General features: G+C 67.9%; 24 protein-coding genes and 1 tRNA gene. 10 read left to right on the top strand and 15 right to left on the bottom strand.

Translation table 11 applies throughout. The annotated features are described in order from the left end of the window. Positions 1 to 15: 15 nt before the first annotated feature. Positions 16 to 1,170: a CaiB/BaiF CoA transferase family protein gene (locus tag JQX08_RS11310; protein ID WP_205348482.1), complete on the bottom strand. Its 1,155-nt coding sequence runs from the start codon at positions 1,168 to 1,170 to the stop codon at positions 16 to 18. Positions 1,171 to 1,446: 276 nt separating this feature from the next. On the opposite strand from JQX08_RS11310, the gene JQX08_RS11305 reads away from it, so the two are divergent. From JQX08_RS11305 to JQX08_RS11280, 6 genes are all read left to right on the top strand, one after another. Beyond that, positions 1,447 to 4,260, top strand: a complete 2,814-nt coding sequence (locus JQX08_RS11305) for a winged helix-turn-helix domain-containing protein (RefSeq protein ID WP_205348481.1) — start codon at positions 1,447 to 1,449, stop codon at positions 4,258 to 4,260. 190 nt (positions 4,261 to 4,450) lie between these two features. Continuing rightward, positions 4,451 to 5,590 carry an acyl-CoA dehydrogenase family protein gene (locus JQX08_RS11300; RefSeq protein WP_205348480.1) on the top strand — a complete coding sequence of 380 codons (1,140 nt, stop codon included), beginning with the start codon at positions 4,451 to 4,453 and terminating at the stop codon, positions 5,588 to 5,590. Positions 5,591 to 5,621: 31 nt separating this feature from the next. Continuing rightward, positions 5,622 to 6,806, top strand: coding sequence for a lipid-transfer protein (locus JQX08_RS11295; RefSeq protein ID WP_205348479.1), 1,185 nt, complete (start codon positions 5,622 to 5,624; stop codon positions 6,804 to 6,806). A 137-nt stretch (positions 6,807 to 6,943) separates the two neighbouring features. Continuing rightward, the gene (locus tag JQX08_RS11290) at positions 6,944 to 7,384 is read left to right on the top strand and encodes a MaoC family dehydratase N-terminal domain-containing protein (RefSeq protein WP_205348478.1); all 441 of its coding nucleotides are present in this window, start codon (positions 6,944 to 6,946) and stop codon (positions 7,382 to 7,384) included. 14 nt (positions 7,385 to 7,398) lie between these two features. Further along, positions 7,399 to 7,815, top strand: coding sequence for a MaoC family dehydratase (locus JQX08_RS11285; protein ID WP_205348477.1), 417 nt, complete (start codon positions 7,399 to 7,401; stop codon positions 7,813 to 7,815). A 25-nt stretch (positions 7,816 to 7,840) separates the two neighbouring features. Further along, the gene (locus tag JQX08_RS11280; protein WP_205348476.1) at positions 7,841 to 8,665 is read left to right on the top strand and encodes an SDR family NAD(P)-dependent oxidoreductase; all 825 of its coding nucleotides are present in this window, start codon (positions 7,841 to 7,843) and stop codon (positions 8,663 to 8,665) included. Between the two features lie 68 nt (positions 8,666 to 8,733). Here JQX08_RS11280 and JQX08_RS11275 read toward each other — a convergent pair whose 3' ends face one another. The 8 genes from JQX08_RS11275 to cbpA all read right to left on the bottom strand — a co-directional run bounded on the left by JQX08_RS11275 (position 8,734) and on the right by cbpA (position 17,974). Beyond that, positions 8,734 to 10,494 (bottom strand): ShlB/FhaC/HecB family hemolysin secretion/activation protein, encoded by a 1,761-nt coding sequence (locus JQX08_RS11275; RefSeq protein WP_205348475.1) that lies wholly within the window; start codon positions 10,492 to 10,494, stop codon positions 8,734 to 8,736. An 11-nt stretch (positions 10,495 to 10,505) separates the two neighbouring features. Beyond that, positions 10,506 to 14,159: a two-partner secretion domain-containing protein gene (locus JQX08_RS11270; RefSeq protein ID WP_205348474.1), complete on the bottom strand. Its 3,654-nt coding sequence runs from the start codon at positions 14,157 to 14,159 to the stop codon at positions 10,506 to 10,508. A 124-nt stretch (positions 14,160 to 14,283) separates the two neighbouring features. Beyond that, a complete protein-coding gene (locus tag JQX08_RS11265; protein WP_205348473.1) occupies positions 14,284 to 15,990 on the bottom strand; it encodes a response regulator in 1,707 nt (568 codons plus the stop codon). 142 nt (positions 15,991 to 16,132) lie between these two features. After that, positions 16,133 to 16,208 (bottom strand) — tRNA-Thr (locus tag JQX08_RS11260). A 64-nt stretch (positions 16,209 to 16,272) separates the two neighbouring features. Continuing rightward, positions 16,273 to 16,497, bottom strand: coding sequence for a YgdI/YgdR family lipoprotein (locus JQX08_RS11255; protein WP_205348472.1), 225 nt, complete (start codon positions 16,495 to 16,497; stop codon positions 16,273 to 16,275). 9 nt (positions 16,498 to 16,506) lie between these two features. Further along, complete coding sequence (locus JQX08_RS11250) at positions 16,507 to 16,665, bottom strand: YqaE/Pmp3 family membrane protein (protein ID WP_205348471.1); 159 nt, start codon at positions 16,663 to 16,665, stop codon at positions 16,507 to 16,509. A gap of 57 nt (positions 16,666 to 16,722) precedes the next feature. Next, entirely contained in the window at positions 16,723 to 17,028 is a 306-nt protein-coding gene (locus JQX08_RS11245; protein WP_205348470.1) for a chaperone modulator CbpM, read from the bottom strand. A gap of 1 nt (position 17,029) precedes the next feature. Next, positions 17,030 to 17,974: a curved DNA-binding protein gene (gene cbpA / locus JQX08_RS11240; protein ID WP_205348469.1), complete on the bottom strand. Its 945-nt coding sequence runs from the start codon at positions 17,972 to 17,974 to the stop codon at positions 17,030 to 17,032. A gap of 106 nt (positions 17,975 to 18,080) precedes the next feature. Here cbpA and JQX08_RS11235 point away from each other — a divergent pair, with 106 nt between their 5' ends. Then, positions 18,081 to 18,284 carry a hypothetical protein gene (locus tag JQX08_RS11235; RefSeq protein ID WP_205348468.1) on the top strand — a complete coding sequence of 68 codons (204 nt, stop codon included), beginning with the start codon at positions 18,081 to 18,083 and terminating at the stop codon, positions 18,282 to 18,284. An 11-nt stretch (positions 18,285 to 18,295) separates the two neighbouring features. Here JQX08_RS11235 and JQX08_RS11230 read toward each other — a convergent pair whose 3' ends face one another. From JQX08_RS11230 to JQX08_RS11220, 3 genes are all read right to left on the bottom strand, one after another. Further along, positions 18,296 to 19,249 (bottom strand): alpha/beta fold hydrolase, encoded by a 954-nt coding sequence (locus JQX08_RS11230; RefSeq protein ID WP_205348467.1) that lies wholly within the window; start codon positions 19,247 to 19,249, stop codon positions 18,296 to 18,298. 144 nt (positions 19,250 to 19,393) lie between these two features. Then, a complete protein-coding gene (locus JQX08_RS11225; RefSeq protein WP_205348466.1) occupies positions 19,394 to 19,681 on the bottom strand; it encodes a PsiF family protein in 288 nt (95 codons plus the stop codon). A gap of 77 nt (positions 19,682 to 19,758) precedes the next feature. Then, positions 19,759 to 20,649 carry an alpha/beta hydrolase gene (locus JQX08_RS11220; RefSeq protein ID WP_205348465.1) on the bottom strand — a complete coding sequence of 297 codons (891 nt, stop codon included), beginning with the start codon at positions 20,647 to 20,649 and terminating at the stop codon, positions 19,759 to 19,761. Between the two features lie 136 nt (positions 20,650 to 20,785). On the opposite strand from JQX08_RS11220, the gene osmE reads away from it, so the two are divergent. After that, positions 20,786 to 21,130: an osmotically-inducible lipoprotein OsmE gene (osmE, locus tag JQX08_RS11215; RefSeq protein WP_205348464.1), complete on the top strand. Its 345-nt coding sequence runs from the start codon at positions 20,786 to 20,788 to the stop codon at positions 21,128 to 21,130. A 124-nt stretch (positions 21,131 to 21,254) separates the two neighbouring features. Next, complete coding sequence (locus JQX08_RS11210; protein ID WP_205348463.1) at positions 21,255 to 21,788, top strand: ferritin-like domain-containing protein; 534 nt, start codon at positions 21,255 to 21,257, stop codon at positions 21,786 to 21,788. A gap of 24 nt (positions 21,789 to 21,812) precedes the next feature. Here the strand turns inward: JQX08_RS11210 and JQX08_RS11205 are convergent, their stop codons facing one another. Together JQX08_RS11205 and JQX08_RS11200 are read right to left on the bottom strand one after the other, a co-directional pair. Then, positions 21,813 to 22,067 (bottom strand): hypothetical protein, encoded by a 255-nt coding sequence (locus tag JQX08_RS11205; protein ID WP_205348462.1) that lies wholly within the window; start codon positions 22,065 to 22,067, stop codon positions 21,813 to 21,815. A gap of 45 nt (positions 22,068 to 22,112) precedes the next feature. After that, positions 22,113 to 24,164 (bottom strand): AsmA family protein, encoded by a 2,052-nt coding sequence (locus tag JQX08_RS11200; RefSeq protein ID WP_205348461.1) that lies wholly within the window; start codon positions 24,162 to 24,164, stop codon positions 22,113 to 22,115. A 224-nt stretch (positions 24,165 to 24,388) separates the two neighbouring features. On the opposite strand from JQX08_RS11200, the gene JQX08_RS11195 reads away from it, so the two are divergent. After that, entirely contained in the window at positions 24,389 to 24,955 is a 567-nt protein-coding gene (locus JQX08_RS11195) for a hypothetical protein (RefSeq protein ID WP_205348460.1), read from the top strand. A gap of 88 nt (positions 24,956 to 25,043) precedes the next feature. On the opposite strand, the gene JQX08_RS11190 is transcribed toward JQX08_RS11195, so the two are convergent. Then, on the bottom strand, positions 25,044 to 26,147 hold the full coding sequence (locus tag JQX08_RS11190; protein ID WP_205348459.1) for a DUF2855 family protein: 1,104 nt from the start codon (positions 26,145 to 26,147) through the stop codon (positions 25,044 to 25,046). Positions 26,148 to 26,169: the final 22 nt, after the last annotated feature.

Here is a 26,169-nt window from a genome sequence, read left to right as displayed (position 1 = left end):
TGACGGGCGGCGCGCTCAGGCGCGGAAACCGAGGCCCTGCTCGCGCAGGCGCTCGATGCCCTCATCGCTGAAGCCCCAGTCGCGGAGTGCCGCGCCGCCGTGCTCGCCGCGCTGCGGGGCCAGCCGTGGCGTGGCGGAGGGGGTGCCGAGGAAACGCGGTGCCGGTACGGGCTGGACCACGCCGTTGACCTCGATGAAGCTGCCGCGCGCCTGGTTGTGCGGGTGTTCGGCGGCTTCGGCGAAGCCCAGCACCGGCGCCACGCAGGCGTCGCTGCCGTCGAACAGCGCGCACCATTCGGCACGCGTGCGGCCGAGGAAGGCCTTGATGAATGCCGCACGCAGCTGCGGCCAGCCACTGCGATCGTGCTGCTCGGGCAGGCTCGCCGGATCGAGACCGAGCTTGCCCAGCAGCTCGGCGTAGAAGCGCGCTTCGACCGGGCCGATGGCCATGTACTGGCCGTCCAGGGTGCGGTAGGTGTCGTACCAGGGCGAGCCGCCGTCCAGCAGGTTGCTGCCGCGCTGTTCACGCCAATTGCCGGAGGCGAGCAGCCCCCAGATCACCGAGCCGAGCTGCGCCGCGCCTTCGGTCATCGCCGCATCGACCACCTGGCCGGCGCCGCCGCGCTGCACGTGGATCAGCGCCGCCAGCACGCCGACCGCCAGCAGCATGCCGCCACCGCCGTAGTCGCCGACCAGGTTCAGCGGCGGCACCGGGCCGCCGCCTGCCGGGCCGATGCCGGAGAGCACACCGGACAGCGCGATGTAGTTGAGGTCGTGACCGGCGCGCTCGGCCAACGGGCCGGTCTGCCCCCAGCCGGTCATCCGCGCGTAGACCAGCCGGGGATTGCGCGCCAAGGCTACGTCCGGGCCCAGGCCGAGACGCTCCAGGGTGCCGGGGCGGAAACCTTCGATCAGCACGTCGGCCTGCTCGATCAGCTCGAGCGCGGTGGCGACCGCCTGCGGGTCCTTGAGGTCGAGGGTCACCGAGCGGCGGTTGCGTCCGGTGATGTCGACCCGCGGGCCATCCAGCTTCGGCCCGAGATCACCGGGCGCCAGCGGACGGTCGATACGCAGCACGTCGGCGCCCATGTCGGCGAGCAGCATGGTGCCGAACGGCGCCGGCCCGATCGCCTCGAACTCCAGTACGCGAATCCCACTCAGTACGCCCATCTGCGCCTCTCATGCCGTGCCGCTGCGGCGCGACGAAACCTGATCGTGCCCGGCCCGCTCCTTGCGAAGGGGGCCGACGCTGTTGGCGGCAAGGTAGAGGAATGGCGCTTTGGCGAACGTCCCCCCATGTTGGGTGGAAGCCCGCGACGGCGCGCGCTAGACCGGCGAGCGCGTGTCACGAGGCGTGACGAATCTTGCTGGATGTCCGGCTGCGGTATGCTTCATGCTGAAAAGCATCGCGCGCCTCCAGTCGCTAGCCGTCGTCCCTGGAACGTCATGGATACTCAAGACCCCGCACATTCGCCCGCCGCCGAGGATTCGGCGCTGGCCAGCCCGATCGACAGCACCAAGCTGTCGCCGCCGCGCCTGAGCACGCGCATCCTGGCCCGCGAGCGCCTGCACGCGCAGCTGCTCGACGCTCGCCGGCGGCGCTGCATCGTGCTCAAGGGTCCGGCCGGCTGCGGCAAGACCACCGCGCTGGCATCGTGGCGCCAGGTGCAGCTGTCGCTCGGCTTCGACGTGGCCTGGCTGACCCTGACCAGCGACGACAACCAGCTGATCCGCTTCCTCGACTACCTGCTCGCCAGCCTGGCCCAGGTCGACCCGGCGATGGTGCGCAACACCGCATTGATCGAGGGCAGCGGCAACGACAGCGAAGCGCTGGAGCGCATCGTCGTCACCCTGGTGCGCAGCATCGCCGCGCACCCGCGCGAACTGGTGCTGGTCCTCGATGACCTGCACACCCTGAGCGAGCCGAGCATCCATCAGACCCTGCAATGGCTGCTCGACTACGCGCCGGACAACCTGCACCTGGCGCTGGTCTCGCGTAGCAGCGTGCCGCTGTCGCTGGCGCGCCTGCGCAGCCAGAACCTGACCCTCGAACTGGACCTGCGCGACCTGCGCTTCACCCCGGAAGAGGCCGAGCAGTTCCTCAAGGCGCAACTCGGCGAGATCAGCCCGACCGAAGTCCGCCTGATCTACAAGATGACCGACGGCTGGATCGCCGGCATGCAGCTGGTCGCCGCCAGCCGCAAGAAGGGCCGCCGCCAGCAGAGCGCGGACGAGACCGGCAGCGCGCTCACCCAGCTGCACGACAACCAGACCTTCGCGCAGTTCTTCGAGACCGAAGTGCTCTCCCAGCTGAGCGCCAGCGAACTCGACCTGCTGCGTCCGCTGGCGCTCTGCGAACGCTTCAGTCCGGCCTTGTGCGCGGTGCTGGTGGAACGCCCCGAGGTGATCGGCGAAGCCGCGGTGCTGCTCGAACGCCTGGAGAGCGACAACCTGTTCGTGCTCACCGTCGACAGCAACGACAACGAGGCCTGGTACCGCTTCCACCCGCTGCTGCGCGAGACCCTGCTGAAGCTGCTGGCCGACCGTGACGAGGCCGAGCAGCAGGTATTCCACGCACGCGCCTGGACATGGTTCCGCGACCGCGAGCTGCTCAGCGAAGCGGTCGGCCACGCGGTGCGCGGTGGTGAGGCAGCGGCCGCCGCGGCCTTCGTCGAACAGCGCCTCGAGTCGCTGTATGCCCAGGGCGACCTGCGCCTGCTGGTCGAGCTGGTGCGCCAGCTGCCGGTGGAGCAACTGGAGGCCAGCGTGCAACTGCGCATGCTGCTGGTGCGCCTGCAGATCTACGCCCGCGAGTTCGACGCCTGCGCCGCGGGCATCGAGCGCCTCGAGCGCGACATCCCGCACAGCGACGCGGAAAGCCGCTTTCGCCTGACCATGCTGCGCGCCTCCCTGGCGGTGCAGCGCGACGACACCGACAGCGCCATGACCGTGCTGCCGCAACTGCTCAACCCGCCACCCAGCGCCGATGCGGTGATGATCGGCGGCAGCAGCAACGTGCTGTCGTGGCTGTACATGCACCGTGGCGAGTTCGAGCAGGCGCGACGCGTGCAACTGGATCGTCCGCCGCTGCTGGTCAATGGCGTGCCGCTGATCGGCACCACCGGCGGCACCCTGCAGGGGCGCTGCCTGTTCGGCCTGAGCCTGGCGATGGAAGGGCAGATGACCCAAGCCGAACGCATCTACCGCGAAGTCCTGTACCAGGCCGAGCGCGGCGGCAAGACCTGTTTCAGCTCGCGCTGCCTGGCCACCGCGCTGCTCGGCGAAGTGCTCTACGAGAACGGCGAAGTCGACGCCGCCAACCGCCTGCTAGGCGACTGGGTGGACATCTTCGAGCGTGTGTCGATCCCCGATTCGGTGCTGCGCGTGCAGGAGGTGCTGGCCAAGACCCGCTGGTTCGTCGGCGACCACAAGGGCGCCTTCGCCTACCTCGCGCGCCTGCAGGCCTATGCCAACAAGCTCGGTCTCGATCGCCTGGAGGCCCACAGCCTGAGCAAGCAGGTGTACTGGCACCTGCAGCTCGGCCAACGGCCGGCGGCCGAGCGCGCGCTGGCCGCACTCGACATCCTCGGTGCGCGACACCTCGACGCCGAGCGCAACTCGCTGAGCGACATCCACGTTCTTGCCCAGCACGCCCACGTGTGCTGGCATGAGGCAAATGGCGATCTGGACGGCGCCACGCAGCGCCTCGAGCAGGTCATCGCCCTGTGCGAATCGCGCGGCCGCCAGCTCGGTGTGACCCGCCTGACCATGCTCGCGGCGATCTACGATACGCAGCGCGGCCTGCACGAGGCGGCGCGCGACAAGGTGCTCGCCGCGCTGCGCAGCGGGCATCGCTACGGCCAGGTGCGCAGCCTGCTGGATGCGCATCCCGATGCGCTGGCGCTGATCACCCAGGTCGCCAACAACGAAGTCCTCGATCCGGTGCTGACCTTCTACACCGAGCGCCTGCAGGCCTCGGTGCCCAGCGAGCCAAGCGCCGCGCCCTCCACCGGCAAGGCCAGCGGCGTGCGCAAAAGCGCCGCCAGCGGGCTGGAGGCGCTCAGCGCGCGCGAGCTGGAAATCCTCCGCCTGCTCGCCCAGGCGCTGCCCAACAAGAAGATCGCCCGCGCTCTGGCGCTGTCGCCGGAAACCGTCAAATGGTACCTGCGGCACATCTTCACCAAGCTCGGCGTCACCACCCGTGACGAAGCCGTGGCGCGCCTGCGCGAAGTCGAACTCGACAGCGGCGACGAGCGCTAATCCCGCCGCTCCACCACCCTTCCCTGCTCCGCGCGGGCGCTGCGCCCCAGGTCGCAGAGCCCCTGCAGCAGCGGCCACCCGACCCGGGGGGAAGTTTGCTCCCCTCGTTAGCCACTAGATTCGCTCTCCGACCCAAGCCCCTGTTGGCTTGGCCATGCCCGCGAGGTCCGCGGCCGATTTGGAGAGTTTCATGCACATTCACCGCAGCGTCTTCCGCGACGACCACGAGATGTTCCGCAGCACCGCGCGGCGCTTCTTCGAGCGCGAATGCGTGCCGCGCCAGGCCGCCTGGGATGAAGCCGGTCAGGTGGACCGCGAGACCTGGCTGAAGGCGGGTCGCGAAGGCCTACTGGGCATCACCCTGCCGCCCGAGTACGGCGGTGGCGGCGGCGACTTCGGTCACTGCGCGGTGTTCAACGAGGAGTTCGCCCGCGCCGGTGTGAGCGGCGCCTACTTCGGCATGCACTCCGACGTGATCGCCCCCTACATCGCCCGCTGCGGCAGCGACGAGCAGAAGCAGCGCTGGCTGCCAGGCGCCTGCTCCGGCGAGATCATCCTGGCCATCGCGATGACCGAACCGGGCACCGGTTCCGACCTCAAGGCGGTGCGCACCACGGCGATCCGCGACGGTGACGAGTACGTCATCAACGGCGCCAAGACCTTCATCAGCAACGGCCTGACCGCCGACTTGGTGATCGTGGTGTGCAAGACCGACCCGGCCGCCGGCGCCAAGGGCATCAGCCTGATCGCCGTCGAAGCCAGCCGCGCCGGCTTCCAGCGCGGCCGCAAGCTGGACAAGGTCGGCCAGCCGGCCGCCGACACCGCCGAGCTGTTCTTCGACAACGTGCGCGTGCCGGTGAGCAACCGGCTCGGCGAGGAAGGCAAGGGCTTCGCCTACCTGATGGCCGAGCTGCCGCAGGAACGCTTCTCCATCGCCGTGACCGCCGCCGCCAAGCTCGAGCGCCTGCTCGAGCAGACCACCGAGTACGTCAAGGAACGCAAGGCGTTCAACCAGACCGTCTGGGACTTCCAGAACACCAAATTCAAGCTCGCCGACATCAAGGCACAGGCCACCGCCGCACGCCTGATGGTCGACCACTACCTGGGCGAACACATGAGCCGCCGCCTGACCCTCGAGGAAGCGGCGATCGCCAAGCTGTTCACCACCGAGACGCTGTGGAAGTGCCTCGACGACATGGTCCAGCTGCATGGCGGCTACGGCTACATGCTCGAATACCCGATCGCCCGCGCCTTCGTCGACATGCGCGTCAACCGCATCTACGGCGGCACCAGCGAAGTCATGCGCGAACTCATCGCCCGCAAGCTGTGACCCCCGAATTCCATACGCAGGAGAAATGACAATGAGCAACAAGGTATTCGTCGCCGGCGTCGGCATGATTCCGTTCAAGAAGCCCGGCACCAGCGAGACCTATGACGTGATGGGCGAGCAGGCGATCCGCCTGGCCCTGGCCGATGCCGGCCTGGACTTCAGCGCCGTCCAGCAGGCCTACGCCGGCTACGTGTATGGCGATTCGACCTGCGGCCAGAAAGCCCTGTACCGCGTCGGCATGACCGGCATCCCGCTGATCAACGTCAACAACAACTGCGCCACCGGCTCGTCCGCGCTGTACCTGGCCCGCCAGGCGGTGCAAAGCGGCGCCGCCGACTGCGTGCTGGCCTTCGGCTTCGAGCAGATGAATCCGGGCGCGCTGAAGTCCGCCTGGACCGACCGCGCCCCGGCCACCGAGCGCGCACTGAAACTGACCAACGAGCTGGTCGGCATGCCCGACCTGCCCACTGCCATCCGCCAGTTCGCCGGTGCCGGTTACGCGCACATGCAGAAATACGGCACCAAGCTGGAAACCTTCGCGGCGATCCGCGCCAAGGCCAGCCGGCACGCAGCCCACAACCCGCTGGCGCTGTTCCGCAACGAGCTGAGCGTCGACGACGTGATGGCTGCGCCGATGCTCTGGGACGGGGTGATCACCCGGCTGATGGCCTGCCCGCCGACCTGCGGCGGCGCCGCGGCGATCATCGTCTCCGAAGCCTTCGCCAAGAAGCACGGCCTGCGCACCGACGTGCTGATCGCCGGCCAGTCGCTGACCACCGACCTGCCGAGCACCTACGACGCCAAGGACATGATCCGCGTCGTCGGCTTCGACATGACCCGCCTGGCCGCCCAGCAGGCCTACGAGCAGGCCGGCATCGGCCCGCAGGACGTGCAGGTGATCGAGCTGCATGACTGCTTCGCGCAGAACGAGCTGCTCACCTACGAAGGCCTGGGCCTGTGCGCCGAAGGCGGCGCCGAGCAGTTCGTCCGCGACGGCGACAACACCTATGGCGGCAAGTGGGTGACCAACCCGTCCGGCGGCCTGCTCTCCAAGGGCCATCCGCTGGGCGCCACCGGCCTGGCGCAATGCTACGAGCTGACCCACCAGCTGCGCGGCAGCGCCGAAGCCCGTCAGGTCGAGGGTGCGCGCGTCGGCGTGCAGCACAACCTCGGCCTCGGCGGCGCCTGCGTGGTCACCGTTTACCAGAAGAACTGACCAAGCCGGGGTAGCACTCCTGTAGGAGCGAATTCATTCGCGATGCTTTGGCCTCGTACCCGCCGTAATTCGCGGATGAATCCGCTCCTACAACCAGCCCATAGCCCCGCAGCCTGCAAACCACGGAGTTGTCCGACATGATCGACCAGAAACACATCGGCAAGGAGATCGGCTCCTTCACCGTCACCGCGGAGGCCGGCCAGCTGCGCCTGTTCGCCAAGACCGTCGGTGAAACCAACCCGATCTACTTCGACGAGAACGCCGCGCGCGACGCCGGCCACCCCGGCCTGCCGCTGCCGCCGACCTTCCTCTTCTCGCTGGAATTCCTCATGCCCTCGCAAGGCTGGCGCGACGAGCTGGGCATCGTTCCGGCGCGCGTGCTGCACGGCGAAGAGACCTTCAAGTACCACCGCATGGCCTACGCCGGCGACAACCTGCACTTCCAGACGCGCATCGCCGACATCTACGCCAAGAAAGGCGGCGCCCTGGAGTTCGTGGTGCGTGAGTCGCGCGTGACCAACCAGCGCGGCGAGCACGTGGCGGACCTGCGCACTGTCCTCGTCCACCGCAACGGCTGACCCGGAGAATCCCGATGAGCACAGTTACCTTCGACGCCATCCAGGTCGGCGACAGCCTGCCGCCGCTGGCCCTGGCCCCGATCAACCGCACCACCCTGGGGCTGTTCGCCGGCGCCTCGAACGACCACAACCCGATCCACATCGACATCGACTACGCGCGCAAGGCCGGCATGAACGACGTGTTCGCCCACGGCATGTTGTCGATGGCCTACCTCGGCCGCCTGCTCACCCAGTGGGTCGATCAGCGCCAGCTGCGCGAGTTCGGCGTGCGCTTCGTCGGCATCACCCACCTCGGCCACCAGATCACCTGCACTGGCAAGGTGGTGGAGAAGTTCGAGGAAGGCGGCGAACAACGCATCAAAGTGGAAATCCAGACCGCCAACCAGTACGGCGACGTGAAGATCCTCGGCGACGCCGTGATCGCCCTCTAACCCCATTCAAACAGGAGTACATCCCATGGCAAAACTCGACGGCAAAGTCGCCCTGGTCAGCGGTTCCGGCCGCGGCATCGGTCAGCAGATCGCTCTGAAACTGGCCAGCGAAGGCGCGCGCATCGTCATCAACGACCTGGACCTCGAGCCGGCCCAGGAAACCGCCGAACTGATCCGCAAGATGGGTGGCGAAGCCGCCATCTGCCACGGCAACGTCAGCGCCCCGGACTTCGGTGACCGCTACGTGAAGACCGCAGTCGACAGCTTTGGTGGCATCGACATCATCGTCAACAACGCCGGCTACACCTGGGACGACGTGGTGCAGAAGATGACCGACGAGCAGTGGTACGCGATCCTCGATTGCCACATGACCGCGCCGTTCCGCATCCTGCGTGCCGCCTACCCGGTGATCAAGAAGCAAGCGCTGGCCGAGCAGGAAGCCGGTCTCGAAGTGTTCCGCAAAGTGGTCAACATCTCCTCGGTGTCGGCGCTGAAAGGCAACGCCGGGCAGATGAACTATTCCGGCGCCAAGGCCGGGGTCATCGGCATGACCCGCGCCCTGGCGCGCGAGTGGGGCCGCTTCAAGGTCAACGTCAACGCCGTGGCCTTCGGTTTCATCGAGACCCGCATGACCTCCGTCGACGCCCACGCCGGTGCCACCGTGAAGATCGACGGCCGCGACATCCGCGTCGGCATCAACCCGGACGCCGCCAAGAACCACGCTGCCCGCAACCCACTGGGCCGCGCCGGCACCCCGGAAGAAGCCGCCAATGCCGTGTACCTGTTCTGCTCGCCGGAGTCGAACTACATCACCGCACAGACCATCGCGGTGGCCGGCGACCTGATGTAAGCCGCCCCTCGCCCACCTGGCGAACACGACAAAACCCCGCCCAGGCGGGGTTTTGTCGTTCCGGGGCTTCAGAACAGTTTGAGGAAGTTGATGTAGAAGCGCGGCTCCTTGCCGTTCTGCCCGTCCTGCTCCTCGGCGGATACCGTGCGGGTCAGCGGGAAGGCCAGTTCCGGCGAGAGGAACATGTCCTTGGCCACCTGCAGGTGCACACCGAAGCCGGCCGAGGCCAGGCTCTCCGAGTCGATGAAGCTCGGCTCCTCGCTCCACACCTTGCCGATGTCCCAGTAGCCGTAGTACTGGGTCGGCACCGCATAGCCGTTGAGCGCATGCACACGGTTGTACTGCAGCTCGACCTTGCCGGCGGCACCCGAATCGCCGGTGATCTCCGAGGGGTCGTAACCGCGACCGAAGTGGCTGCCGCCGACGCCGAACTGCTCGGGCGCCAGCAACGGCTGGCCGAACGAGGTCTGCGCGGAGACCGCCATGTACAGGTTGAGTCCTTCCAGCAGGCCGCTGAGGTCCTGGATGCGCTGCGCATCGACCTGCAGCTTGCTGAAGTCGGTCTCACCCTCGAGGCGCGACGGGTTGAGGCGGTTCTCTTTGCTGGCCCCCATGACGTCGAGGCCCTTGCTCAGCTCGGCCTTGAACAGGTTGCGACCACCATGGCGGTCGGTCCAGTCGTAGCTGGCACCGAGGCGCAGGGCGCGGATCTTGTCGCTGGTGGACGGCGGCAGGTGCGGATCGTCGAGGTATTCCGACTCGCCGTTGAACCAGGTGAAGGCCAGCGACGTCTTGAGGGTTTCCGCGCGGCTGCGAATCCACGGGTGGATGATCCGCGCCGCCAGGGTGTCGCCGCTGCTGTTGGCGTTGAGGAAGGAGAAGGTATCGGCATGCCCGTCGTTGTGCTGACCGAGCAGTTCGAGCACGGTGCCCTGGTTGCCGAGCGGCAGCTCGTACTGGCCCTCGTAGAACTGCATCTTGTTGCCTTCCACCGAGCGTCCGGCACGGATCGACAGGTGATCGCCGAGGCCCAGCGGGTCGTTGATGCCGACCCCGCCGTACATCTGCCAGGGTCCGAAGTAGCGGCTGTCGCGGTTGTCGAAACCGACGAAGCCTTCCACCTTGCGCAGCTCGGTGTCGACCGCCAGATCGGTGCCTTCCAGCTCCGGCGAGGCGGTCAGCGAACCACGCGCGTCATAGCCGGACAGATCGTTGATCAGCAGCAGGTTGCGCTCCAGGGTTGCGCCCTTGACCGGCGCCTCCTTGCGGATGTTCTCGGCGTAACCTTCGATGCGCCGGTTCGACTTGCCGTTGACCTTCACCGCATTGACCCGCCCCTCAATGACCTTGAGGGTCAGCTGGCCGTCAGTGACCTGCTGCGCCGGCACAAAGCTGCGCACCAGCAGGTAGCCGTCCTGGCGATAGCGCTGGGTGATCTGCTCGGCCACCGCGTTGATCTCGGCGAGGGTCACCTTGCGCCGCTCGAGGCCGGCGAGCAGCGGCTGGAAGGTGCCGGCCGGGTAGCGAGTCACGCCGACCAGGTGGATCTTGTTGACCTGGAACGGCGTGGCAACGCCCGGCTTCGGCTCCTGCATGCGCGGTTCTTCGTACAGCTGCTCGTCACCCGGGGTGACGCGGGTCGCCTCGATTTCCAGGCTGCCCGGCATGCGGCTGGGCGAGCTGCGCTGGCCGAGATCGTCCGGCACCGTCACTCGCCCCGGATCGAGGGCGCCGCGTTCGGCGGCCAACAGCGAGGCCGGCAGCGCGCTGACGCTGAGGGCGGCGGCGAGCAGCCAGGCCCAAGGGTGTTTCACGGAAAATGCGTTCATGGCCGTCTCCTTCACTGCTTGTCTTGGTCGCGGGGTTCGATCAGCTCGCGCGGAATGACGCTGCGGTTCCAGTCGGGAATCTGGAAGCGGCCGTCCTTCAGCAACGAGTTGGCGTAGCCGAGGATGTCGGCGACGTTCGGCGCCTCCTCCTTCGCGGTGCCGTGGTCGTAGGCGCGCGGCTTGCACACCAGCTGCACGGTGTAGGTGCGTTGCACGGCGGGGCTCACCGAGTAGTTGGCGGACACTGCCGCCGGCGATTCCAGCGCGCTGCAGCGTTCGGAACCGGGCCCCTGCACCGCCGCCGCGTTGTTCACCCCGGGGCTGGCCGATGGCGAAACGACGGGTTCGGGGACGATTGGTGGCGGGTTCACCGGGTCGGGGCCGACCGGATCAGGGGTGACCGGATCGGGGCCGACCGGGCCGGCGATGGTCAACTTGCCGGGCAGGAAGGTCAGCGTGTAGTTGTAGATCGGCTGCCCATCGGCAGTGGTGCCGACCGAATTCAGCGCCACGTTGCCCTGGCCGATTGCGTACACCCCCGGGGCTTCACCCGGCTGACGGGTCGCGCCGCCCTGGTTGAGCACTTCGCCCAGCGCGTCGTTGTTCTTCAGGCCGCTTTGGTACTGATAGGTCAGCGCCGGATCAGCCTCACCGACCTGCTTGGCCTTGTCGTCAGCTTGCACCACCAGCTCGACCGGGATGATGGTCAAGGTGGCATTGCCCAGCGTTGCCTCATAGCGCTTGCCGGCAAACGTATCGAGTTTGTAGCCGTGCTGGATCGCATAGCTCCCGACGTTGCTGGCCGCGGTGGCGCTGCTGCTGGCTGCGCCGGCGCTGATGCCGCTGCGCCCCAGTTCGGCGTCGACGAATTGGTCGACCTCGCGCACCGCCTGCGCCTTGTCGTTGAGCGTGGCCTGGGTGGTGAAGCTCGGGTTGGCGTCGCCGTAGCTGCGCTGCGCATTGTCGACTTGCGCGCTCAGCGTCGCCTGCTGGGCGGTGAGGCTAACCGCGCCGTCAGGGGCGTCCTGGGTGGCGAGGAAATGCACCCGTGCGCGCTCCAGCAGCTGCGCGGCGGTCACCGCCTGGCCGTTCTGGGTCTGGATCCACGGCCGGTCGTCCATCAGCCAGCCGAGCTGGGCCATCACCGAGGAGACCTTGTCGCCGAGGCCGACCACCAGCTGTTCGGAACTGCCGGTCTGGTTGCTGTGCTGCAGCTCGCCGGGGTTCAGCGGGCCGGGGCCGGTGAACTCGCCGACACCCCAGCCGCCGTTCTCGCCGTTGGGCACCGGCACGTCGGAAACCACCACCATGCCCTTGTGCGCATCGAAGCTGAAGCCCAGCGAGATGGCGCCGCTCTGCAGCACGCCGTCCTTGTAGACGTCGGTGAGGTTGGCGTTGGCCTTGTTCGGCGCCAGGCGCCATTGCACGTTGCCGCTGTCGGTGAAACTCAGGCCGTGGACCAGGTAGTCCGAGCTGTCCAGGTAGTTGAGCAACTCCGCCGGCGGAATCGGGTTGTGGTTCTGGTCGACGAAGCCGATGGCCTCGAACACCAGGTAGTCGAACTGCTCGTTGCCGTACTTCAGCTCGTAGCTGCGGTACGGATCGGTGAAGCCGTTGGTGGTGGGGTCGGCGACGATATCCTGCGAGCCGACATAGCGGATCTGCTGCGCCTTGACCCCGTCCATGCTTTCGCCGGAGAACGGGTTGGTGACCTTGCCGGTGACCGTGCTGCCGCTGGCGTTGGCCTGGTTGAACTGGAACACGCCATTGCTGGCCTGCCCGGCGGTCAGCGTGCCGGCATAGTTCAGCGCGCTATTGAGGCGCACGCTGGCGCCCTGCACGGCCAGTTTGTCGGCGATCAGCGCGGTGTTGGCGTCCTGGCTGACCGTCGCGGTGTTGGAGGTCTTGATCCAGGCGATGCCGGCGCCGACATCGACGATGGCGCGCTTGCGCCAGGCCGCGGCGCCGGTCTCGCCATTGGTGGCGTTGTCGACCAGGCGCACGTCGCCGGTGGCGGAGATGAACAGGTTGCCGTCCTTGAGCAGGATCGGCGCGTTGATGTACACCGAGCCGCTGTCGTTGTGCTTGTCGCCGGTCGCCGCGTCGTAGCTGGTGATGGTGCCGACCTTGCCGTTGGCGATCAGCGCCAGGGTGGCGCCGGTCGGCTGGCCGTCGGCACCGAGCACCTGGCCGATGTTGCTGGCGACGATCGGCGCGTTGACGTTGATCCGCTCGCTGGCTTCGACCCGCACGTTGCCGCTGGCCAGGGTGGTGACGATGGCCTGCGCGGCGTTTTCGTCGATGTCGATGATCGCCGGGTCGAGCAGCCAGGTGCCACCATTCTTGCCGCCGGAGACGTCGACCTTGGCATCGCCGCTGATGCTCAGCTGCTGGCCGGAGGTTTCCACCACCCCGCCGCGCTCGCCGCCCTTGGCGCTGGCGTGGCCGGCGAACTGGGTCTGGCCGTCTGACCAGGCGACGATCAGGCCGCCGTCGGTCTTGCCGTCGGCCTTGAGCTGCGCGCCCTTTTCAACCGTAGTGCTCTGCGCCGCCGGCTCGCTGCCCTTGCCCTGGTAGCTGCCGCCGACCAATACGCTGCCACCCTTGCCGGTGCTGCCGGAGGCGTCGAGCGTGGCACTGCCGGCCACCGTCACGTGCTCACCGAGCACCTTGATGCTGCCGCCGTCGTCGCCCTTGGCCGACAGGCTGCCGCTGACGTTGGTGTGCTCGGCATTGCCGAGGACGATCTGCCCGCCTTTCTCGGTCACCGAGTCGGCGACGACAGCGCCGCCGAGGTTGATCACCGAGTCGAGGTGCTTGGCCGCGCGCTGCGCGCTCATCACCACCACGCCGTTGCCGACGTCGATATGTCCGCTGTTGTGCACTCCGCCGGTGACCTCGTCATTGACCGGGTTGCTCGCCGCGTCGCCGCCGATGACCAGGCTGATCAGCCCGTCGCCGGTGAAGTCGAGGGTCGCCTTCGGCCCGCTGGCCATCACCACCTTGCCCTTGCGCGCCTGGATCACCCCGTGGTTCTCCACTTGCGCGCCGAGCAACGCCACCAGGCCTTTGTCGCCCAGCGTGTTGTTGCCTTGGGCATCGTTGAGCAGCTGGATGGTGCCGTCGTTGCGCACCAGGCCCTTGAGGTCGATGTCGAACTTCTCGCCCCGCTTGAACTTCGCCAGTTCCTCGTCGGAGATCGCCCCGGCCGCCGCCAGCAGCGAGCTGGTGGTGATCCGCGCGTGCTGGCCGAACCAGATGCCGGCCGGGTTGACCAGGATCAGCCGGCCGTTGGAGCTGAGCACGCCCATGATGTCCGAGCGCTGGCCGCCGATGACCCGGTTGAGGGTCACCGAGCTGCCGTCCGGCTGCTGGAAGTGCACCTTGTTATCCGGGCCGATGCTGAAACGGTCCCAGTTGATGACGGTGCGCGGCGCGTCGGTGGTGACGTTGAGATCGGGGCCCGTCGGCGTGATGCTGCCGCTGCCGTGGCTGATGGTGCCGCCGCTGGGTAGCTCGTCAGCGCCGGCCGGCAGCGCCGCGACGAAGCCACCGAGCAACGCCAGCGCCACGCAGAGGTACAACGGTTTGAGCGAGCCGCGTCCAGGCTTGCCAGAACGGCTCCGCCGTGCGACGCAGGCCCTGGATTGAATGCGCGTGTTCATGGATCACCTCGAGATTGCCCGCGGCATCAGACGAGGCCGCGTGTTGGAGGCGATCATTGGGTTTCGGGGGGGGAGGGAAAATCAGAGCATCACGAAACGGCTGTAGGGGAATCACTACAACGGCTCAAGCCTGCGGCATGGCCTGCCGCAACTGCAGTCTCAGGCGCACCGCCGGTTGCCCGGAGCGACTGTGAAACAGGCGGAGCTCGCCGCCCATCAGCGCGGCCAGGCGCGTGCAGAGCAACAGCCGTGGCTCGAGCGGCAGCGGGTCGTCGACCAGTCCCTCCAGCGACGCATCGGCGGGAACAATCTCCAACTGCCAGCTCAGTTGGGCATCGGTCAGCTCCTCGATCCGTGTCTCAACCTGCAGCATCGCGTGGCCGCCGGCCGCGCAATAGGGCAGCAGCGTCCCGAGCATCTGCCGGTAGCGCCACGGGTCGAGCCACACCGAGGCTGCGCCCGACGCAGCGCCGACCGCTAGCGTGGCCGCGCTGCCGAACTGGGCCAGCTCTTTGCCGGTCAGCTGCACCAGATCGACCGCGCGCGGGCGCAGGATCAGCCGGCCGCGATCCAGCTCGGCCAGGTCGAGCAGCACGCCAAGTTCGTCCTGCAGGGCGCGCGCCGTCAGCCGCGCGCCCTGCAAGGCGAGCTGCTGAGGCATTTCGCGCAGGCCGGCGTCGAGCGCTTCGCCAATCTCGCCGAGGCTGCGCTGCATGCGCGCAGCGGTGTCCAGCAGGAACAGCGTGCGCTCGCCGCGCTGCGCCTCGAGGCGTTCGCGGGCATGGGTGGCGGCGAGGTACTGCTGCTCCTGGTCGGTGATATCGAGCGCGCCGCACAGCATGCCGACCATCACGCCTTGCTCGTCGCGAAACGGCACGCCCCAGTGGCGCACGCGTACCCGCCGATTGTGGTGATGCAGGACCATCTCGCGACTGAAGGACTGCTCCGCCGCCACCGCCTGCAGATACTGCTGGTGATAATGCAGTGCCTCCTCGGGCGCGAGAATCGGCTGGTCGATCACCCGCAGGCCGACGGTCTCCTCGGTGGTCGCCTCGGCCAAGCGCAGGTACTCGGGGTTGCAGTGCAGCAGGTAGCCTTCGCGATCGCGCAGCCCCACCGACACCGGCAAAACTTCGAACAGCTGGCGGAAGCGCTCGCCGGTACCGTCTGGCGCGGAGGAGTCGGCGACCACCGGCGCATTGCCGAGCAAGCCATGCCGCCACGCCACCTCGAGCAATTCGGCCAGCGAGTTGACGTTGAGCTTACGCTGCAGACGGATCTTGTAGGTGCTCACCGTGCGATCGCTGAGCGCCAGTTCGTCGGCGATGTCCTTGTTGCTGCGTCCACTGGCCAGGTAGCGCAACACCGTGCGTTCCCGCGACGACAGGCTGCGCAACTGCTCGTCCTCGTCGAGCAGCGACACCTGCTGCAGGGCCACCGTGCCGATCGCCTGCGCGGGGAAATAGCTGTGTCCGCGCAGCACCGTCGACAGCGCTTCGCGCAGGTTGTCCACGGGGTCCAGCTTGCTGACGAAGCCGGTGGCGCCGGCCTGCAGGGCCAGGCCGGCGAAGTGCTCACTGTCTTGGGCGGTGAACACCAGCGCGTGCAGACGGCTGCCGCGCAGGCGCAAGCGCCGCAGCAGCTCAAGGCCGTCCATGCGCGGCAGGACTAGGTCGAGGATCAGCAGCTCCGGCGCCAGGCGCACGCACGCCTGCAGGGCGTCCTGGCCGTCGTCGAATTCGCCGAGCAGTTGATGGCCGTCGGCTTCCAGCACGGTGCGCAAGGCCTGGCGCACCAGCGGCTGCTCGTCGATCAGCACAATCCTTTTCATCGGCCCTGCTCCCCTGGCGTGTTCGCCTTCGAGCATAGCCGCACCGCGTCGCACCGGCCTGGCGCGCGGCAGCGCCCAGAAACGCGAAACCCCGCAAGTACGGGGTTTCGGGGGCTTCGCTGGCGAGCCAGGAAGCGGGAGGTGGTGCCGGATATAGGAATCGAACCTACGACCTTCGCGTTACGAGTGCGCTGCTCTACCTGCTGAGCTAATCCGGCGGCATTTCGCTGGGCTGCAAATCTACACAAAGCCGCGCGGAAATGGCACTCCCCCCGCTGCAGATCAATCCTCTTCCTGGATGGTCGCCACGTCGTCGGCGCGCACCCGCACCTTGTTACCGGCCACGTCCTCGAACTCATAGTAGCCGTCGAGGTTCTCGGTGTCGGGCTGGTCGCGGGTCAGGTACTGGGTGCCGTCGCGCATGGTCACTACGGTTTGCGTGGCGCAGCCGGCGAGCAGGCCAGCGAGTAGCAGTGTTGCCAGGCCGAGCCGATGAGAGGGATGCATGGCGGCCTCCTAGCGCTTGGCGATGATGTACACGGCATGCACGATGCCGGGGATGTAGCCGAGCAGCGTCAGCAGGATGTTCAGCCAGAAGGCGCCGGCGAAGCCGACCTGGAGGAACACGCCGAGCGGCGGCAAGAGAATGGCAATGATGATGCGGACCAGATCCATGAGCAGGCTCCTTGTGCTGTTCGCTCAGTCAATCGACCGCAGCCGCACCGCCAAGGTTCAGTCGTCCTGGAAGCGTCCGAGGCGCTGGCGCAACTGGCGATTCTCGTGGCGCAACTGCTCGAGCTCGCCCATCAGGTCGAGCGCCACGGCGACCCCTGGCCAGTCCAGCGCCAGCTCGCGGTGCAGGCGCGCGGCGCGGCGCAGCAGGTGCAGGGCGCCCTGGTCAAAGCGCCAGACTTCGGGCTGGGCGCCGTGCGGCTCGACGATGCCATGGGCGACGATCTCCACCAGGTAGGTGCGCTGCAGGCCCACCAGCTGGCACACCTCGTCCACGCTGAATTCCACGATCACGGTCTGTTTCATCTCAGCGACTCCAGCTCGCGCGCGGATCGAATCCGGCGCGCTCGGCCAATTGTTGCCACAGCTCGCGCGCCGCGGCCTCGCTGCGCGGCGGCATCACCACCTTGAGCACGGCGTACAGGTCGCCGTGGCCACCCTGGCGGTCGGCCAGACCCTTGCCCCTGATACGCAGACGCTGGCCGCTCTGGCTGTCGGCCGGCACGCTGAGCTGGATGCGCCCATCCAGCGTCGGCACCGCCACCTTGGCGCCGAGCGCCGCTTCCCAAGGTGCCAGTGGCACGGTGATCAGCAGGTCGCGGCCATCGACGTCGAACAGCGGGTGCGGCACCAGGCGGATCACCAGGTACAGGTCGCCCGCCGGACCGCCGGCCACCCCCGGCGCGCCCTGGCCCTTGAGGCGAATGCGTTCGCCGTCGCCGGTGCCGACCGGAATCTTCACGTTGAGGGTTTTCTGCGCGTCGGCCTGACGCCGGCCGTCGTCGCCGAACTGCGGAATCTGCAGGGTCACCGGTTTAGCCGCGCCGCTCTGGCTTTCCTCGAGGAACAGCGGCAACTCGACTTCCAGGTCGCGGCCGCGCCGTGCCCGGGAGCGCCCCTGCTCACGCGCGGCGGCGCCGAACAGCGACTCGAAGAAGTCGGAGAAGTCCGCGTCCTCGCCATGGGCACTGCCGTGAAAGCCGCCGGCGTGGCTCTGCCAACCCGGTGGCGGCTCGAACGCCTGGCCCTGGCGCCCGCCGTAGCGGCGCAGTTCGTCGTACTCGGCGCGCTTCTGCGCATCACCGAGCACCTCGTAGGCTTCGGCGACCTCCTTGAACTTGTCTTCGGCGCCACTCTCCTTGCTGACGTCCGGGTGGTACTTGCGCGCCAGGCGGCGGTACGCGGTCTTGATCGTCTTGTCGTCGGCGTCCGGCGCCACGTCAAGCACGGCGTAGTAGTCCTTGAAGTCCATGGGGTTCCCCCGCGATGCGATCTTCCCAGCATAGGAAACCCAGGGACTATCGGACCGCCGCCCGGCGGATTAGCCTGAAGCCCCCCGACCCGACTGGAGCTTCCACATGCCGTTCCGCCGCCCCCTGCTCGCCCTGCCGCTGCTGCTCGCCCTTGGCGCCTGCGGGGCCGGCGAAACCGCCAGCAGTGCCAGCCTGCAGGCCAAACAGGCCGAGCAGGCGCAGCAGCAGATTGCCCAGCTCAAGCAGCAGATCGAGCAGGCCAATCAGCACAATCAGCAACGCCTGCAGGACGCCAGCGAGCAGGCGTAGTAGGCCGGACGTCAGTTGCCGTCGAGGTAGTTCTGCAGCACCGCGACGCTGCGCACCGGGTCTTCTTCCTGCGGCACATGGCCGAGGTCGCTGAACATCGCCAGACGGCTGCCGGGAATGTCGCGCTTGAAGCGCAGGGCATGCTCGGGCGGCACCAGCCTGTCGCGGCCACCCCAGATGATCAGGGTCGGCACGCGCAGCTCGGCGATCCGCGGGTAATCGTCGAAATCGCTCAACGCCTGGGCGGCCACGTCATCGCGGGCCTGACGGTTGCCCTCGCGCAGCCCCAGGGTGTACAGCCGCTCGACGATGTCCGGGCGCGGCTGCCCCGGATCACCGACCACCGCACGCACGCTGTACTCGGCCAGCTGCCGCGAGCGCACCTTGCGCCACAGCGGCTGCAGCGCCGGGGCGGTGAGCACGCGCAGGGTGAGCGGCATTTTCGCGGGTTCCAGCGGGTAGCCAGCGGCGTCGACCAGTACCAGGCGCTGCACGCGCTGCGGTTCGGCCAGCGCCAGGTGCCAGGCGAGCAGGCCGCCCATGCTGTTGCCGGCGACACTGACGTGCTGCACGCCGAGCTGGTCGAGCAGTTTGCCAAGCAGGCGCGTGTAGCGAGCCACCCGGTAGTCACCGTCGGCGGCCGGCCCGGTCAGGCCGAAGCCCGGTAGATCGAGGCGGATCACCCGGTGGCGGCCCTTGAGCTGCTCGACCCAGCCGTCCCAGGTGTACAGGCTGTCGGAGTAGCCGTGCAGCAGCAGGACCGGTTGCGGATCGTCGCGCGGCCCCTCGTCCCGCACATGCACCTGCATGCCTTCGAGGGCGATGAACTGCGAGGGTGGCGGCGCCCAGCGCGCCTTGAGCTGCTCCACCGGGATGTCCGGGGTCCAGGTGTAGAGAACGAGGCTGCCGATCAGCAGCACCAGTACGGCCAACAACACGGCAAGCGAAATGCCGATTAGCTTCATGGTCTGTCCTTAGATGCCCGAGTGCGGGCGACGCGTCCGAGGGGAGGCGTCAGGCTATACAGACGGTCAGCGGCGAACGATTAGCCGAACGGGTGGTTTGCGCCACGTCACAGTTTTTCCGGACCTGGCGCACAGCGCCGCGGGCTATTTCTTCAGGCAGCTGCTCATGAAGGTCTTGCGCTCGTCGCCCTTCAGCGCCTTGGTGGCGGCGTCCTTGTTGCAGGCGGTCATGCGCTCCTGCGGGGTCATCGCCGCCTTGCTGTCGGCCTTCAGGCAACTGCTCATGAACGCCTTGCGCTCATCGCCCTTGAGCGCCTTGGCCGAGGCGTTGGCGTTGCACGAGGTCATCTTGTCCTGCTGGGCGGTGGCGGCAAAGCCCGACGAACAGGCCAGCAGCGCGAGCAACAACACAGGCATGCGAAGCAGCGTCATGGTGCATCTCCTCGGTAATGGTCGAAGCGACCCGGTGCCCGCTGAAGTCTAGCCGCGCTTCGCCCGCCGGCGAGCCGCTAGCAGCCGTCGGCGCGTAGCCGCGCGGCGTGCTCGAGGTACACCGCCACCGGATCGGCGCCACGCCCGACCAGGCCGTGGCTCTGGTTGACGATGTCGAGGTGGTCGAACGGGTAGTCGTCGCGGATCACCCGGCCCAGGTGCGAACTGCAGCGCCCGACCATGCCGTCGTTGTGGCCGCGCTCGCGGACGAAGCTACGGGCGAACAGGCGGCAGAAGCGGTTCGACAGGTCGAGCCAGTTGCCGCCGCGGTCGGTGCGCCCCGGCTGCAGGGTGCCGGACCAGGAGTAGTAGCGCACGCCGTCGACTTCGGCCGCGCCCTCGCCGCCCCACTCCGCCGGCAGGCCTTGCGGGTACAGGCGATTGAACGCGGCGACGCCGACGCTGGTCAGCGAGGCATGCGCGGCGCGCGCGTCCTGCGGCAGCGCCGGGCCGCGGTAGTCGCGCTCGAGCCAGCTCAGCAGGCGCGCGGTGCCGTGCAGCAGGGCAATGATCAGGCGCTCGTAGGGGCTGCCGGCCGGCGCGCGGTGGGCCAGGTAGTCGGCCAGTTCGGAGCCGTGATTGGGCCCGGCCACCGAAGTCACCGAAGCCACCCAGTCCGGGCGGCGCGCCGCGGCGTAGCGCGCACTCAGCGCGCCCTGGCTGTGGCCGATGAGGTTGACCTTGGCCGCGCCGGTGGCCGTGCGGATGCGCTCGATCTCACCGAGCAACTGTTCGCCACGCGTCTCGCTGGCATGCAGCGCGGAGACCAGCAGCGGGTGCACCTCGGCGCCGGCGCGGCGCAGCGCGCGGTCGATGCGGTACCAGTAGGGGTAGCCCGGCAGCCGCACGAAACCGAGCAGGCCGGGCACCAGCAACAACGGGTAGCGGGTCTGCGCGGTGACATCCATGGCCGATCTCCTGGTGGGCGGGCACGCCTCAGGCTAGCAAAGCCGAGCGAGCGGCGAACTCCCGGCGGCGATCTACGCTCCAACTCGTTGAACGGCGCGCGCGCCGCCCTTTTCGCTCACCACAAGGAAACATCCCATGTACAAGCAAACACTCGTCGTGCTCGGTGTGCTGGGTGCAGTGGCAGGCTGTGCCACCAAGCCCGAGAACCCGGTCGACTACTACACCTACCGCAACGAACCGCTGGTCAAGCAGGTGGAAGACGGCATGAGCCAGCAGCAGGTACTGACCATCGGCGGCACGCCGTCGAGCAAGGAACAGCGCAGCGTGCACCCGGGCAGCTGCAACAACTACGTGCTCAACGTCGACGGTCACCAGCAGGCCTACTACGTAACCTTCGACTCCGCCGGCAAGGTCGACAGCAAGGGCTTCATGACCTGCGCGCAGCACGAGCAGAACCAGCGCGAGCTGGAAAAGCTCTAGTGCCGCGCCGCTCGGCTTGCCGGTAAAACTTTCCCGGCGGAGCGGACTCACAACTAGGTGATGCCCGGGTCAGCCGCGCCAGCAGAGCGCGCCGGCCCGGGCACTTAGCCAAGGAGAAACCGTGATGAGTGAAGTGCACCTGACCGATGTGAAGACCCTGCGCCAGCGCGCCCGCGAGCACGTGGAGAACGGCGCGGTGACCGAGGGCTACCAGGCCGACCGCAAGACCGTGCTGCGCCTGCTCAACGAATCGCTGGCCACCGAACTGGTCTGCACGCTGCGCTACAAGCGCCACTACTACATGGCCACCGGCCTCAAGGCGAGCATCGCCGCCGAGGAGTTCCTCGAGCACGCGCAGCAGGAAGAGGCGCACGCCGACCGCCTGGCCGAACGCATCGTGCAGCTCGGTGGCGAACCAAACTTCGATCCCAAGGGCCTGGAAGACCGCTCGCACGCCCAGTACGTGGCCGGCAACACGCTCAAGGAGATGGTCTACGAAGACCTGGTCGCCGAGCGCATCGCCATCGACAGCTACCGCGAGATCATCCAGTACCTCGGCGATACCGACCCGACCACCCGGCGCATCTTCGAGGACATCCTCGCCCAGGAAGAAGAGCACGCCGACGACATGGCCGACATCCTCGCCGACCTCAGTTGAGTCCGCGCCTGGACCGGGCCGCGCTCAGTCGCGGCGGCGGCCCAGGCAGAGCCACAGCAGGCCCAGCGGCACACCGAACACCACCAGCCACACCAGCATCTCGGTCAGCAGCGCTTGCCCGGCCGCCAGGCCGAGCGCGCCGTGCACCAGGCTGGCGAGCAGCCAGGGGCCGACAAACAGCCAGGCGACGGTCTGCCGGCCCAGGTCGAAGGCGCGGCCGAGCAGGATGACGCCGATCAAGAACAGCACGCCAACCAACGTGGCGATCAGGGTGTGCATGGCGGTTTCTCGCGCAGGGCGTGAGTTCAGCGTAGCCCGCGCCCCTCAGTGCGGCGCGGCCTGCAGGCTCTTCAACAGCCCCTCGCACTGACTCGGCGCGCTTTCGCCCGGGGCGATCAGCGCCAGCACCCCGGCCGCCGGCGCGACCACCGCACCGAGCACCAGCAAGCCGGCGCCGCGCGCCAGCAACGGCCCGGCCTTGACCCCGGCGTCCGGCTGCTTGAAGGTGCCGCGCACGTACAGCGGCGAGCGCAGCGAGATGATGCGCACGCCCTTGGAATCCGGGTTGATGGTCAGGTCGAGGCGCTCGCTCTTGAAGTTGGCGGTGCCGTCGACGCCGATCACCGCATTCTCGGTGTCGAACACTACGCTGCGGGTGGCCAGCAGACCGTTCTTCACGCCGACGTCAGCCACCGCGCAATTGATCTTCACCGGTTCGTCGCCGAACAGCTTGCCGAGCAGGTAGTTGCCGACGTTCAGCCCGGCGATTTCCATCAGCCCGCGACTCACCGCGCCATCGTTGACCAGCAGCTTGAGCTCGCCGTTGGCGCTGCCGAGCAACGCCGCCACCGAGTTGCCGGTGCCGCTCAGCGCGGCGTCGCCGTTCAGTTCACCGAAGCTGGTCTGCAGCGGCGCGAAAGTGGGGAACAGCTGCTTGAGCTTGAAGTCGCGGGCATGCAGCTGCGCCTGGCCCTGCAGCGGGGTGAGCGCGCCGTTCAGGCGGATGTTCGACTCCAGCTTGCCGCCGGCCATGGCGAAGCGCAGCGGCTCGAGGCTGAGCATGCCGTCGTTGAGCACCACATGGGTGAACAGGTCGTCGAGCGGCAGTTTGGCGCTGTGCACCAGGTGTTTGCCGGTGAAGCTCACGTCGGCGTCCATCGCCCGCCAGCGCTCGGTGCGGAACTCCTCGACTGGCAGCACCTTGTCCGCCGGCTGGCGACTGGCGACGCCGCGCGCCTGCTTGTCGGCGTTGGAGTCGGCACCGATCAGCGGCGCCAGATCGGCGAAACGCAGCTGGTTGGAAGTCAGCGTGCCGGACAGCTTGGGTCGCGGCGCGCGATCGACGAAGGTCAGGTCGCCGTGGATGTCGCTGTCGCCGATCGAGCCGTTGAAACCCTGGTAGCGAAACAGCGCGCCGCCTTCCTCGCGCAGCCGCGCAGTGAGGTGGCCGTCGGTGGCGTAAGCGGAGGTCGCCGGCAGGGTCACGCCGGTCAGCGGGTACAGCTCGGCGAGGCTGCGCCCGGACAGCTGCAGGCGCAGATCGAGCGCGCCGAGGTTGGCCGGATCGCTGAGCGTGCCGGCCAGGACGATGTGCGTGGCACCGATGCGCACGTCGGCCTGCAGCGGCAGCGGCTGGCTGGCATCGCGCAGCGCCAGCAGGCCGCCGACCTTGCCGCTGCCGGCCAGCGGCAAGCCGCGCAAACGCCCGTCGACCTTCCAGCCGAACGCGTAATCCTGCGGCACGGCTTGCTGTTCGCGGGCCTTGGCGGCGACCTTGGCACCGACGATGTCGCTGAACGGGATCGGCTTGCCGAGCGGCTCGACCTGCAGCGTCGCCTGGCTGTTCAGCGATTCGTCGTCGAGGCGCAGCACGCCGCGGTCGAAGCCGATGCTGCCGATCTCCAGGGTCCAGGGCGCGGCTTCCGGGGCCTGCGGGTCCTGGCTACCGAGGTCGAAGTTCCAGTTGTTGCGGCCGTCGGCACGGCGCACCAACTGCGCCTGCGGGGCGGTCAGCTGGATCTGCGGGATCACCACCTGCTTCCACAGCAGCGGCAGCGGCGAGAGGCGCAGCTCGACGCGCTGCAGGCTGACGAACTCGCCGCCCTTGAGCCACTCGGGATTGCCCAGACGCAGCTGCTCGGCGACCAGGTGCGGCCACGGCAGCAGGCGCCGCCAGCCGGCCTCGTCGCCTTCACGCAGCCAGCGCACGCTGAGATCGCCGTCGATGGCGAACGGCCGGTCGAGGGCCGCCGAGACTTTCTCGTTGAGGGTCGGCTTGATCCGGTTCCAATCGAAGGTGGCGATCGCGATCACCAGCATGGCGAGCAGCAGCACCAGCACGGCGCTGCCCCAGCCGAAAATTCGTCGGACGCTCATCGCTACTTCTCCTTGTCGCGGCCCACTGCACAGGGCGCCGCGTCGCTGCGTCTGGTCCTTAATCGACGGCAAACGGCGGCGATGATTCCCTGGGAAATTAGCTGGCGCGCTAAAAGATTAACGCCATCGATAGTTACCATTGCGATTATCAACTTTTATATCTAACCCGCGCCGATAACATGGGCTCCGTAGTCTCTTGATCCCCTTTCCCAGGAGCCAAAATCATGAAAGCCCAAGCCCTTGCTGCCCTGTTCCTCGCCGGTCTGTCGATGAGCGCCTTCGCCCTCCCTTCCGACCACCAGCAACCCCCGCAACTGCGCAGCAGCGCGCCGCAGATCCAGGTCGCCGACAGCGGTTTCGAGCGTACCGGCGGGCGAGTCAATCACGTCGAGCACGACAGCCGCAACGCGGTAGCGGTCGGCGACGGTTTCCAACGCACCGGCGGCCGCACCAGCGATAGCTTTAACGCCAGCGGCAAAGGTCGTGTCGAGGTCGCCACCGGCGATGGTTTCGAGCGTACTGGCGGACAGGCTGGCGACAGCTTCAATGCACCCAGCAAAGGTCATGTAGAGCTCGCCACCGGCGATGGTTTCGAACGCACTGGTGGACAAGCCGACGACAGCTTTAAAGCCACCGGCAAAGGTCGCGTCGAACTCGCCACCGGTGACGGTTTCGAACGCACCGGCGGCCAGGCCGGCGACAGCTTCAACACCACTGGCAAAGGTCGCGCCGAACTCGCCAAGGGTGACGGCTTCGAACGCGTCGGCGGCAAGGATCAGCGCGTTGCCTGAGCCGACCGGCTGGCGCCGGTCCCGCCTCACCCACAGAACCCGGTGCGCCGCGCAGGCCACCGGGTTCTGGCCTTTCTGCACTCGCTAATTACAGCACCACCACGTGCCCTTCGGTCGGCGCTACCTGGCCGTGGTACAGCCGCGCGATCACCGCCTCGGCCGCCGCCACCCCCTGGTGTTCGACCACCCGCAGCCACGGCTGCTCGCCTTCGCTGACCTGCCCATAGAAGCGCACCAGACCGTCGCCGATATAGCGACTGACCTCCTGCGGCCCCCACTCGGCATTGCGCTTGCGCAGTTGCACCGGGGCAAAGAACAGCTGCGGGCGCGGCCCCATCGCCACCTCGAAATTGGGCACCTCGGCGCTCTGCGCCGAGCCGGCCAGGCAGCTGTACACCAGGCTGGCGCCGAAATGCCGGTGCACCCGCTCGCGCAGCTCGAGGTTGGAGGAGAAGTCGACGTACAGCGTCGGCTCGTCGCTGCTCAGCTGCTCCAGCTCGTCGTAGCCGACTACCTGCTGGTAGCAGCCGAGGCGCTCGACGAATGCGCGATTGCCCGCCGCGGTCAGGCCGATCAGCTGCACGCCCGGCGCGTCCTGCAGGCACACCGCGGTGCCGAAGGCGGTCTTGCTCGAGGCGCTGGAGACGATCAGGCGGCGCGCGCCGAAGAAGGCGTTGTCGCGGAGGAAATCAGCGAGCATCGCCGAGGTGAGGAACAGCGGTTTGAGGAGAATCTGCAGGTCCTCGGTGTGCGGCCGGTAGTAGGTGTCCCAGCTGCAGCGGGTGTACTGGTTGTAGGCCGAGGTCAGCTCGCGGCGGTGCGCGGCGCCGTCGTAGAAGCCGCGGTCGGTGACCCGTTCCGGCTGCATCCACACGTAGTTGGCGATCGGGAAGTAGCCGTAGAAGCGCTCGCCGACCGCCACGCCCTCGACCGTCGAGGCGATCACGTCGGCATAGCCCCAGGCCGGCATGTGCCCCCAGCCCTCCAGGCCGCTGGGGAAGAAGCCCCAGTACTGCATCGCCTCGCCGAACGCGGCGTAGGTGATGTTGTTGGTGGTCAGCGCGAGGCGTTCGACACGCAGGATGATCTCGCCGGCGGCCGGCGTCGCACTGCGCGACTCCTCGACCAGGCGGCTCTCCTGCAGCGCGCTTTTGTTGCTGACCAGTCGTGTAACCTTGAGGGCATCGCTCATCGTTTGGCTCCTGAAGCAGGTG

The sequence above is a fragment of the Zestomonas insulae genome (assembly GCF_016901015.1).
Lineage (GTDB): Bacteria > Pseudomonadota > Gammaproteobacteria > Pseudomonadales > Pseudomonadaceae > Aquipseudomonas > Aquipseudomonas insulae.
This window is presented reverse-complemented; position numbering and strand designations above follow the sequence as displayed.

Bases quoted from the DNA above. Each gene is read 5' to 3' on its own strand.
- JQX08_RS11195 (WP_205348460.1), top strand. From the start codon at position 24,389: ATGAAAGCCCAAGCCCTTGCTGCCCTGTTCCTCGCCGGTCTGTCGATG.
- osmE (WP_205348464.1), top strand. From the start codon at position 20,786: ATGTACAAGCAAACACTCGTCGTGCTCGGTGTGCTGGGTGCAGTGGCA.
- JQX08_RS11270 (WP_205348474.1), bottom strand. From the start codon at position 14,159: ATGAACACGCGCATTCAATCCAGGGCCTGCGTCGCACGGCGGAGCCGT.
- JQX08_RS11290 (WP_205348478.1), top strand. From the start codon at position 6,944: ATGATCGACCAGAAACACATCGGCAAGGAGATCGGCTCCTTCACCGTC.
- JQX08_RS11310 (WP_205348482.1), bottom strand. From the start codon at position 1,170: ATGGGCGTACTGAGTGGGATTCGCGTACTGGAGTTCGAGGCGATCGGG.
- JQX08_RS11295 (WP_205348479.1), top strand. From the start codon at position 5,622: ATGAGCAACAAGGTATTCGTCGCCGGCGTCGGCATGATTCCGTTCAAG.
- JQX08_RS11300 (WP_205348480.1), top strand. From the start codon at position 4,451: ATGCACATTCACCGCAGCGTCTTCCGCGACGACCACGAGATGTTCCGC.
- JQX08_RS11265 (WP_205348473.1), bottom strand. From the start codon at position 15,990: ATGAAAAGGATTGTGCTGATCGACGAGCAGCCGCTGGTGCGCCAGGCC.
- JQX08_RS11250 (WP_205348471.1), bottom strand. From the start codon at position 16,665: ATGGATCTGGTCCGCATCATCATTGCCATTCTCTTGCCGCCGCTCGGC.
- cbpA (WP_205348469.1), bottom strand. From the start codon at position 17,974: ATGGACTTCAAGGACTACTACGCCGTGCTTGACGTGGCGCCGGACGCC.
- JQX08_RS11285 (WP_205348477.1), top strand. From the start codon at position 7,399: ATGAGCACAGTTACCTTCGACGCCATCCAGGTCGGCGACAGCCTGCCG.
- JQX08_RS11205 (WP_205348462.1), bottom strand. From the start codon at position 22,067: ATGCACACCCTGATCGCCACGTTGGTTGGCGTGCTGTTCTTGATCGGC.
- JQX08_RS11275 (WP_205348475.1), bottom strand. From the start codon at position 10,494: ATGAACGCATTTTCCGTGAAACACCCTTGGGCCTGGCTGCTCGCCGCC.
- JQX08_RS11245 (WP_205348470.1), bottom strand. From the start codon at position 17,028: ATGAAACAGACCGTGATCGTGGAATTCAGCGTGGACGAGGTGTGCCAG.
- JQX08_RS11305 (WP_205348481.1), top strand. From the start codon at position 1,447: ATGGATACTCAAGACCCCGCACATTCGCCCGCCGCCGAGGATTCGGCG.
- JQX08_RS11225 (WP_205348466.1), bottom strand. From the start codon at position 19,681: ATGACGCTGCTTCGCATGCCTGTGTTGTTGCTCGCGCTGCTGGCCTGT.
- JQX08_RS11235 (WP_205348468.1), top strand. From the start codon at position 18,081: ATGCCGTTCCGCCGCCCCCTGCTCGCCCTGCCGCTGCTGCTCGCCCTT.
- JQX08_RS11210 (WP_205348463.1), top strand. From the start codon at position 21,255: ATGAGTGAAGTGCACCTGACCGATGTGAAGACCCTGCGCCAGCGCGCC.
- JQX08_RS11280 (WP_205348476.1), top strand. From the start codon at position 7,841: ATGGCAAAACTCGACGGCAAAGTCGCCCTGGTCAGCGGTTCCGGCCGC.
- JQX08_RS11255 (WP_205348472.1), bottom strand. From the start codon at position 16,497: ATGCATCCCTCTCATCGGCTCGGCCTGGCAACACTGCTACTCGCTGGC.
- JQX08_RS11200 (WP_205348461.1), bottom strand. From the start codon at position 24,164: ATGAGCGTCCGACGAATTTTCGGCTGGGGCAGCGCCGTGCTGGTGCTG.
- JQX08_RS11230 (WP_205348467.1), bottom strand. From the start codon at position 19,249: ATGAAGCTAATCGGCATTTCGCTTGCCGTGTTGTTGGCCGTACTGGTG.
- JQX08_RS11190 (WP_205348459.1), bottom strand. From the start codon at position 26,147: ATGAGCGATGCCCTCAAGGTTACACGACTGGTCAGCAACAAAAGCGCG.
- JQX08_RS11220 (WP_205348465.1), bottom strand. From the start codon at position 20,649: ATGGATGTCACCGCGCAGACCCGCTACCCGTTGTTGCTGGTGCCCGGC.